Origin of the sequence: uncultured Arthrobacter sp. (assembly GCF_902805515.1) — a bacterium.
Lineage (GTDB): Bacteria > Actinomycetota > Actinomycetes > Actinomycetales > Micrococcaceae > Arthrobacter_D.
The window spans coordinates 18,483-27,685 of sequence record NZ_CADCTE010000155.1; the positions used below are offsets into that span (position 1 = coordinate 18,483).

General features: G+C 69.8%; 8 protein-coding genes. All 8 read left to right on the plus strand.

Annotated features, from left to right (window positions below):
- Window positions 1-256 precede the first annotated feature (256 nt).
- Window positions 257-2,008: a thiamine pyrophosphate-binding protein gene (locus QZX79_RS14170; protein ID WP_294569148.1), complete on the plus strand. Its 1,752-nt coding sequence runs from the start codon at window positions 257-259 to the stop codon at window positions 2,006-2,008.
- On the plus strand, window positions 2,005-3,249 hold the full coding sequence (locus QZX79_RS14175; RefSeq protein ID WP_294569133.1) for a CaiB/BaiF CoA-transferase family protein: 1,245 nt from the start codon (window positions 2,005-2,007) through the stop codon (window positions 3,247-3,249). The genes QZX79_RS14170 and QZX79_RS14175 overlap by 4 nt, the downstream gene beginning before the upstream one ends.
- On the plus strand, window positions 3,246-4,778 hold the full coding sequence (locus tag QZX79_RS14180) for an aldehyde dehydrogenase (protein ID WP_294569135.1): 1,533 nt from the start codon (window positions 3,246-3,248) through the stop codon (window positions 4,776-4,778). Before QZX79_RS14175 ends, QZX79_RS14180 begins: the two co-directional genes overlap by 4 nt.
- Before the next feature lie 33 nt (window positions 4,779-4,811).
- On the plus strand, window positions 4,812-5,999 hold the full coding sequence (locus QZX79_RS14185; RefSeq protein ID WP_294569137.1) for an alpha-hydroxy-acid oxidizing protein: 1,188 nt from the start codon (window positions 4,812-4,814) through the stop codon (window positions 5,997-5,999).
- The gene (locus QZX79_RS14190; RefSeq protein WP_294569140.1) at window positions 5,996-6,313 is read left to right on the plus strand and encodes an EthD family reductase; all 318 of its coding nucleotides are present in this window, start codon (window positions 5,996-5,998) and stop codon (window positions 6,311-6,313) included. Before QZX79_RS14185 ends, QZX79_RS14190 begins: the two co-directional genes overlap by 4 nt.
- Window positions 6,314-6,363: 50 nt before the next feature.
- Complete coding sequence (locus QZX79_RS14195) at window positions 6,364-7,845, plus strand: GMC family oxidoreductase (protein WP_294569141.1); 1,482 nt, start codon at window positions 6,364-6,366, stop codon at window positions 7,843-7,845.
- A gap of 229 nt (window positions 7,846-8,074) precedes the next feature.
- Window positions 8,075-8,659: a chlorite dismutase family protein gene (locus tag QZX79_RS14200; RefSeq protein ID WP_294569143.1), complete on the plus strand. Its 585-nt coding sequence runs from the start codon at window positions 8,075-8,077 to the stop codon at window positions 8,657-8,659.
- A gap of 203 nt (window positions 8,660-8,862) precedes the next feature.
- Window positions 8,863-9,203: RNA polymerase sigma factor (locus tag QZX79_RS14205; RefSeq protein ID WP_294569145.1), on the plus strand; the 341-nt coding region annotated here is incomplete at its 3' end.

The following is a 9,203-nucleotide window of genomic DNA, read 5'->3' on the forward strand; positions in this document are numbered from 1 at the left end:
CGACGCGAAGACCAGGGGAGTGCGCCGTGACTGCGCGTCCTTCCGTCTTCGCCTAACGCGTCTCGGGCACCTGGAAGCCCCGGAGCAGCATGAGACTGCCATCACATCGTAGCGCCCGTGAACCCCGGGGCGAAGTGGTTCGCGCACCACCTGCAAATGCGGGTGTTCGCCCGGCTTTGGACGGCCATACGCTGTCGGCCAACTCAACTCGGCTGTCCGTGCTGAGGTGTATCCGAAGGAGAAACACGTGGATCAGATGCGTGGCGCCGACGCAATTCTGGGGGCGCTCGAGGCCTCAGGTGTCGAACTCGTCCTGGGCTATATCGGGCACACCACACAGGAGCTGGCCGACGCCGCGCGCGACCACCCGGGGATCCGCACGATGTACCCGGCGACCGAACTCGGCGGCGCCCACGTCATCAATGGCTACAATTTCATGAAGGGAAGAGCAGCCGCGGCGGGAATCTGGCACACCTGCGGGACGATGCTCATTCCGGGCGGCCTCTACGAGGGAATGTTCACGCGAATCCCGTCGATCCACCTGGGTTTGAACGTGGACGCGGCCTTCAAGGACCGCGAGGCGATGCAGGAGATGCCCAATGTCGAGGTCCTGCGGGAGCTCACCCGCTTCGCGACCAGGGTGGAGCGCCCCGGAAAGCTTGCCGAGACCGTCCAACGCGCGGCCCAGCGCGCACACGGCACCCCGTCAGGCCCGGCCTTCGTCGACATCCCTTTCGATCTGACCGTCGACGTCGCGCGCACCGACGTCGCCCTCGGATGGCAGCCACCCTCGAACCGGTCGGGGACGACGGCACAGGTGGTCAAGGACATCGCGGCCACGTTGCTCGCGGCCGACCGGCCCGCCTTCATCGTGGGTGGTGGCGCCGTCAGTTCGCAGGCCCAGGACGAGGTGCGCGAGCTGGCCGAACTGCTGGGGATGCCCACCACCACGACGCACACCGCCCAGGGGATCCTGCCCGAGTCGCATGCGCTGGCCCTCGGATCGACCGGGCCGATCGGGTGGCGTCCAGCCAACGAGTGGGTGGCGAAGGCCGATGTCGTGCTTGCGGTGGGGACGCGCATGTCGGACTGGGGCTGGGCCCAGTCCTACGCCGCAGATCTGCCCGGGCAGTTGATCCATGTCGATCTGGACCCCGCGCAGCTGGGCAACTTCTACTTCCCCAGCGTGGGCGTGGTCGGCGACGCCCGAACCGTGCTGCGTCAGGTCATCGACGAGATCCAGGGCAGTCCGACCGGGGCTCCGCGCTCCTTCGAGAGCCGCGAGTACTACACGGAGGTCAGCGCGAGCAAGGCGGCGTGGCTCGAGGAGCTGGCTGAGCGAGGCCGGGCCGACACGTCCCCGATCAGTCCGTGGCGGGTGGCAGCCGCGATCGAGGCGGTGCTCGACCCGGAGGACGTGATCGTCACCGACGCCGGCAACAACACCGCCTGGATCTTCCAGGGCACGACGGCGGAGCACAGCAAGCGCCTGGTCACCACGTTCGGGGCCGGCGTCCTGGGTGCCGGCTTCCCGATGGCTCTCGGCGTGAAGCTCGCCGTCCCTGACAGGAACGTGGTCGCCGCGGTGGGGGACGGCGGGTTCGGCTACGGGACCAACGAGATCGCCTTCGCTCTCCGGGAGGGCATCGCGCTCACGGTCGTCGTCTTCAACGACGGCGCGCTGGGTGCGAACAACGGTTTCATGACCCACCTCTACGGTCGCCCCTCCTGGACCACGCTGAACAATCCCGACTTCGCGGCGCTCGCTCGCGCCTACGGAGCTGAAGGGGAGCGGGTCGAAGACCCTGCCCAGCTCGAGGCTGCCATCCAGCGCGGCGTGGACTCCGGGACGGTCTACGTCATCGACGTCCCGATCAGCCAGGAGTTCGGCTACCCCTCCACCGGAGTGGGCGGGGTGGTCCGCTGGGCCCCGCGGGAATGGCCGGAGGACACCATCGGGACGCGGATGCCGGGACGCTTCGACGCCCCGCCGGCTGACCCGAGATGAGCCCGTCCGTGCCGGGGAGCAGCGCACCATCCGGGCAGGCCACCGGCGCTCGGCCGCTGCAGGGGATCACCGTCGTGGACCTGACGGTCAACATCGCGGGTCCCAGCGCAAGTCTGATCCTGGCCGACCTCGGTGCCCGCGTGATCAAGGTCGAGCCGCCCGGAGGAGACGTCTCCCGGTCGTGGCACCCACAGGCCGACGGTGTCGCCACGGTCTTCGCGGCCTTCAACCGGTCCAAGGAGTCGGTGGTCATCGACGCCAAGACCGAACGAGGGCGCGGTCTGCTCCATCGGATGGTCGCGGACGCCGATGTGTTCGTGGAGAGCATGCGACCTGGCAAGGCCGATGCCCTCGGGCTCGGTTGGGAGCAGCTGAGCGAGATCAATCCGCGACTCATCTACTGCAGCATCAACGCTTTCGGGAGCGTCGGTCCGATGGCCGGGGTTGCCGGCTTCGATGCCATCATCCAGGCCTATTCGGGACTGATGGACCTCACCGGTTATCCGGACGCCGAACCCGCGCGGGTCGGCGGAGCAGTCATCGACGTGGGCACGGGAATGTGGGCGGCTCTCGGCGTCGTCACTGCCGTACTCCAGCGCCACGGGGACGGGTGTGGCCGGTACGTGCCCGTGACGATGCTGGGGACGGCGGTCAGCTATCTCATGCACCATTTGACCACCGCCAAGCTCACCGGCGTCGACCCGGAGCGTCTCGGTACCGCGCAACACAACTTCGCGCCCTATCAGGGCGTGCGGGCGCTCGACCGAATGGTGATGGTCGGCATCAACACCGACGTGATGTTCGCTCGTGCCATGGCTGCGCTCGGTCACCCCGGGTTGGCCGCGGACCCGCGCTTCGCCACCAACGGGGGCCGGCTGCGGAACCGCGGAGAGCTCGTCGAGGAGATCGAGAAGGTGACGTCGCTGCTGCTGTCCGACGATGTCGTCGACCGGCTCACGAGCGCCAACGTGCCGGTATCCGTCGTGCGGCCTGTCGGTGCCCTGGCATGCGACCCGCAGATGGACGAGCTGGGCCTCTGGGGCTCCACCCCCGAGGGGGTCCAGCTCCCCCGGACACCCCTGGCCTCGGCGACGGCCCAGACCGGGTCCATTCCCGCGGCCGGGGCCGACACCCTGAGGGTGTTGAGGGAGCTGGGCGTGGAGCAGGAGCTTCTCAGCACCCTGCTGGACCTCGGGGTCATCGCAGAGGCTGTTCCCCCGAAGCAGAAGGAATTGACATGACGAGTGGAGAACTCGCCCAGGAGCAGCGGTTGAGCAACCCCTACGACAGCCCGCCGCGCTTCCAGCTGTTCATCGGTGGTTCCTGGGTCGACGCTGCGAGCGGGCGGACGTTCTCCTCGATCGACCCGACCACCGGCCATGCCTGGGCAGAGGTCGCGGAAGGCGGGCCCGAGGACATCGACCGTGCGGTGCGGGCCGCCCGCACCGCGTTCGAGGGTGGGTGGGGCCAGGCGACCGCGGCAGACAGGGCTGTGGCTCTGCGTCGGCTGGGTGACACGCTGGCACGCCCGGACGTCATCGAACGTCTCGCGGTCCACGAGGTGTTGGACACGGGCAAGGTCGTTCGAGAAGCGATGGGGCTCGCACGCGCCTTCTCGTCGTGGTGCTACTACTTCGCCGGCGCCGCACAGGCGCTCCAGGGCGACACGATCCCCGTGCCCATGAAGGACACCTTCACCTACACGGTGCGCAGGCCCGTCGGCGTGGTCGGGGCCATCACCCCGTGGAACTCCCCGATCCTGCTCACGCTGTGGAAGCTGTGCCCCGCACTGGCCGCGGGCAACACGGTGGTGATCAAGCCGTCGGAGGTGGCGCCGGTATCGACGATCGAGCTGGCGAAGGTCATCGACGAGTCGGGCATGCCCCCGGGTGTGGTCAACGTCGTGTCGGGTCAGCGGGAGGCCGGTGCGGCCCTCGCTTCGCACCCCGGCGTCGACAAGATCGCTTTCACCGGGTCCACCGCCACGGGCCGCTCGGTCATGCGCGCCGCCGCGGACAACCTGACGCGCGTGTCCCTGGAACTCGGCGGCAAGTCGCCGAACATCATCTTCGCCGACGCCGATCTCGGCCTCGCGGTCAACGGCATCGTCTCCGGCGCCTTCGCCGCCACCGGGCAGATGTGCACCGCCGGCTCACGGGTGCTGGTTCAGGACGACGTCTACGACGAGGTGCTCGAAGCGCTCATGGAGCGCACCCGCTCGATCGTCATGGGCGATCCGTTCGACTGGGCCACCGACGTGGGCGCGCTGACCTGGGGCACCCAGTACCACAAGGTGCTCGACGACATCACGAAGGCGCAGGCCCAGGGCGCGCGGTTGATGATCGGTGGGGCGCGACCGGGGAACGCTCCGACGGCTGATGGCTACCACCTCGCTCCCACCATCTTCGCCGACGTCGGTCAGGAGATGGACATCGCCCGCCAGGAGGTCTTCGGGCCGGTGGCCGGTCTGTTGCGTTTCCGGACCGAGCAGGAAGCCGTCGCCCTGGCGAACGACACCGAGTACGGGTTGGCGGCCGCGGTGTGGACCCGCGACCTGGCCCGGACCCACCGCATGGTCAACGCCATCGACGCCGGCACCGTGTGGGTCAACTGCTACCGCAGAGTGACCGCCTCCGTCCCCTTCGGGGGTGTGAAGGCAAGCGGGCTGGGCCGGGAGAACGGGCTGGACGCGCTACGCGACTACACCGAGACCAAGAGCGTGTGGATCGACACGAACGAGGAGGCGAGAGATGCCTTCCGTCTCGCCTAGCCGGTCAGGGTCCGCCCCTGGCCGTTCGTTCCCATGACCGCGGGCGCCAGGCGGCTCACCTCGGTCGCCGACGCCCAGGCGCGGGCGAACCGCCGACTGCCACGGGCGGTGCGCCTGGCCGTCGACGGCGGCAGCGGTTGCGGCGACGTGCGCACCAGGAACACCGACGCCTTCCGCGAGCTCCTGTTGGACGCTCGGGTGGGGGACCAGCCCGAACGTCCGGACACGAGGACGACGGTGCTGGGCAGGGAGCTCGGCCTTCCGGTGATCATCGCGCCGGTCGGAGCGCAGGCGGTGCGACCCCGCGCGGAGATCGCTGCGGCGCGAGCCGCATCCCGGGCACGCACGGCGATAGGTGTCAGCAACTTCTCCGAGACCGCCATCGAGGAGATCGTTCCGCACAATCCCTCGACGCTGGCGCAGCTGTACTGGGTGGGAACGCGCGAGGAGATCGCGGAACGCATCGAGCGATTCCGGCGGGCCGGCGCAGCCGGCTTGATCTTCACCATGGACTGGTCGGTCAACCCGGGAGTCGACTGGCCGACCGACCCGATGTTCGAGTCGATCGACGTCCGGGCCGCGTTGCGGTTCGGGCCCCAGGTGCTCGCCCGACCGCGTTGGCTCGCAGGCTTCCTGCGGGCCGGGGGGCTACCCGGCCTCCTGGTGCCCAATTTCGCCACGACATCGCGGCCGGAATGGGGCTTCGCCGAAGCGTTGCGAGCGCTCAACCGGGGCCCCCGGCCGACCTGGGACGACGTGGCGTGGGTCAGGGAGGTCTGGGGACCCGATCTTCCCTTCGTCGTGAAGGGAGTGCTGCATCCCGACGACGCCCGCCGCGCTTGCGATGCGGGGGCCAGCGCCGTATCGGTCTCCAACCATGGCGGCAACGACTTCGACGGGGTGACCAGTTCTCTCGCGGCACTCCCGCGCGTCGTCGATGCGGTCGGGGACCGCATCGAGGTGCTCCTGGACGGCGGCGTGCGGCGCGGTGCGGACGTGGTCAAGGCCATCGCGATGGGGGCGCGCGCGGTACTGGTCGGGCGCGCGTACCTGTGGGCGCTGGCTGCCCGCGGCGAGGACGGCGTCGTCGAGATGCTCGAGGTCATGCGCGCGGGCATCGAGCAGGCCATGCGCGTGATCAAGGCCGAGGACGTCGGTCAGATCCGACGAGAACACGTCCTGCTCGCCACAACCGGCCCGACACGAGGAGTTCCACGATGACCAAGTTGATGCTGACCGTCTCCTTCCGCACCGACATGCCGTGGGAGGAGGCCCGCGAGTACTGGCGGACCGTGCACCGCGACATGGTGCTCGCCACGCCCGGGATCGTTGCCTACACCCAGAACAGCAAGGTCTCCCCGGTGACCGAGAACGTGCCCTGGGACGGGATCGTCGAGATCACCTTCGAGGACGACGATGCCTTCCGCGCGGCGATGGACTCGGCACATTGGGCCACGGTCAACGCCGATGTCCCCGAGTTCGCGCAGTGGTCCTCGGTCGCCACCGCGATCGTCTCCGTGGAGTCCCACCGGTAGTCAGTCAGACCCCTTCCCGCCCGACCGTCCCTACGAGTGAGGCGAAGACCATGGTGAGCGTCATTGTCGTCGGTGCAGGTTCGGCCGGGTGCGTCGTCGGAGCGATGCTGAGCGAGCAGGACTCGCTGGACGTCCTCGTCCTCGAGGCAGGGGTGGATCGGGACGCCGCGACTCGCCCCGACAGCCTGCGGTCGGTCTCCTACCTCGACGCGGTCGACGACGGTTCGGCGTTCTGGACCGACGTGCTGGCCACCTTCCGGACGGGAGAGGAAGCGGCCGTCTATCTGCGCGGAAAGGGAGTCGGCGGCTCGGGCAGCGTCAACGGCATGATCGCCCTCCCGGGGGAGCCGTCGGACTACGACCGCTGGCGCGACGAGTTCGGGTGCGCCGGCTGGGGCTGGCAGGACCTGCGCCTCTACGCGGAGCAGCTGTTCCCGATGCTGCGCCGGGTGGGGCCCGACGAGCTGACCCCGCTGGATCAGGCGTTGCTCGGCGCGGCAGGCACGATGGGTCATGACGCCGACCTGGACCTGCGCACGTCCCTCGAGGACGGGGCGGGGCGCCTGTGGCTCACCGCGAACGAGAACGGGCGCTTCTCGAGTGCGGAGGCATTCCTGGATCCCTCCCGCGATCGGCACAACCTCAAGGTGCGCGGGGGCATGGGTGTCCATTCCGTGGAGTTCGAAGGTCGACGAGCTGTCGGTGTGCGCCTGGACGACGGCAGGGTCATCCATGGAGACCACGTCGTCCTGTGCGCCGGAACCTTCGGCAGCGCGGAGATCCTCCTCCGTTCGGGGGTGGATCGGCGTGGGCTGGGGAGGAATCTTCGAGACCACGCCGCGATCAGGTCCGATCTCGTGCTCGACTGCCGCGACCCGGACAGGTCCCGTCCGACCATCGGATCCGTCTTCCGGGCCTCCACGCCAGGCAATGCCCGCGACATCCATCTCCTGCCCGTCCACGGGCGGATCTGGGGCATGTCGCCTCGTGCCACCGGCGCACTGGTCCTCTGTCTGATGACGGTCCGCTCGACCGGTCAGCTGACGATCGAGGGCAGTGGGACCGGCGCCAGGACCCGGGTATCCCTCGACATGCTGAGTGACGAGCAGGACCGGGACGCGTTCCGGGCCGGCGTCCAGTGGCTTCGCGAGATGCTCGAGACACCCGACTTCAAGGAATTGGTCACCGAGCACTCGATGGCGGGCCTGTTGGACGCTGAGAAGCTGGCCGACCCATCCTTCTTCGACCGGTGGATCTCGGGCAGACTCGGACAGCTGGTCCATGCGGTCGGCACCTGCCGGATGGGTGCGCCCGACGACGACCTCGCCGTGACCGACGTCCGTGGATCGGTGATCGGGTACTCGGCCATCAGCGTCGCTGATGCTTCGGTGATGCCGGACATCCCGGCCGCCAACACCCACCTGCCCACGGTGATGGTCGCGATGCGGTTGGCCGAGTCGATCGCGGAGGATCTGGAAACGCACGGCGGGAGGTCGTCCTCGCGGCGGACGGCCGCATGGACGCCGGCCTGACCGGAGCAACGGCCGTGCAACGGGGCGGTGCGCTTCCGGATGCCCAACGACACCCTCTTCGTTCGGGAGACCGTCGAGTTCACCAGGGGTCGACAGCCCGCCGGCGCGCTGTGGCGTCGACCTCGCCTACCGTCCTCCCTGCACCCCCTGGCCGCGTGCCCGTGCCGGACCGGCACCGCTGGGCGCGACGGGATCCACAGCACAGATCCGCAGCACAGGGAGGACCGGGGTGGGGACTCCGCTGGACAGACCGTTCGTCGCGTTCGCCGGTGGCCCGACGGGCCACTGGGAGGTCACCGCCTCAGCGACGATCACCGGGTCGCCGTTGCCGCCGGTGAGCCGGGTCGACGTGCACGAGCGGGTCGGACTCCCCGGCCCGGACCAGGCGGCCACGTGGACGCTGGTCGGTCGGGTGAGCAATGGTCGTTACACCCGGCGCACCGAGCTGGACGCGCTGACCGCCATCCAGGCGCCCCTCGGTCGACGGGCAGCCAGCCGGGCCGCCCTCATCCCGATCCGCAAGTCCCCGGCGTGGTGGGCTCTCGCCCAGGACGAGCGCCGCGCGGTGCTGGCCGAGCGCTCCCAGCACATCAGCGTCGGCACCCGCCATGCCGGCACGATCGCCCGTCGGCTGTGCCACAGCCGAGACCTCGGGGGCGCCTTCGACTTCCTCACCTGGTTCGAGTTCGCCCCCGAGCAGGAGCCGGCCTTCGACGAGCTCGTCGCCGAGCTCCGCGGCAGCCTCGAGTGGTCCTACGTGGAGCGGGAGAGCGACATCCGGCTGGCGCGCCGACCGAGCAACCGCGCCGCTTGACAGTGCGGCACCCCCGGGACCAGCCTGTTCCGGGCGCTGTCCGGCGTCAGCCGACGACGTCCGAGCTGGTCAGACCCGTCCGCACCGCCGCCTTTCCCAGGAGGACCATTGACCCCCGGCCACCGCCCGGCTGTCCTGCGGACGGCCGGTCCGAGCCGAGGGATCGGCGGGTCGCTCACCCGCCCGGCGGGGACGGGCCGGCGATGACCGCATCGGCCGCCGGCCGGGCCGGGCCCCGGTGGGATGAGCGCGAGCTCCTGGCCCAGCTGCAGTCCGGTGACGAGGCCCGGTTCCGTCAGCTGGTGACCGACCTGACCCCGGTGCTCACCCGCCTCGCGCGCACCTACACGCCCACCGAGGTCGCGGCCCAGGACGCGGTCCAGGACACCTGGTTGGTGGTGATCGACAAGCTGGACACCTTCGAGGGCCGCTCGTCGCTCAAGACCTGGGTCTGCGGGATCCTGGTGCACACGGCCCGCCGCGGCGGCGTCCGGGAGGCCAGGAGCATCCCGTTCAGCAGCGCCTGGCGCGATGACCACGGCCC

Bases quoted from the DNA above. Each gene is read 5' to 3' on its own strand.
- QZX79_RS14170 (WP_294569148.1), top strand. From the start codon at position 257: ATGCGTGGCGCCGACGCAATTCTGGGGGCGCTCGAGGCCTCAGGTGTC.
- QZX79_RS14175 (WP_294569133.1), top strand. From the start codon at position 2,005: ATGAGCCCGTCCGTGCCGGGGAGCAGCGCACCATCCGGGCAGGCCACC.
- QZX79_RS14180 (WP_294569135.1), top strand. From the start codon at position 3,246: ATGACGAGTGGAGAACTCGCCCAGGAGCAGCGGTTGAGCAACCCCTAC.
- QZX79_RS14185 (WP_294569137.1), top strand. From the start codon at position 4,812: ATGACCGCGGGCGCCAGGCGGCTCACCTCGGTCGCCGACGCCCAGGCG.
- QZX79_RS14190 (WP_294569140.1), top strand. From the start codon at position 5,996: ATGACCAAGTTGATGCTGACCGTCTCCTTCCGCACCGACATGCCGTGG.
- QZX79_RS14195 (WP_294569141.1), top strand. From the start codon at position 6,364: ATGGTGAGCGTCATTGTCGTCGGTGCAGGTTCGGCCGGGTGCGTCGTC.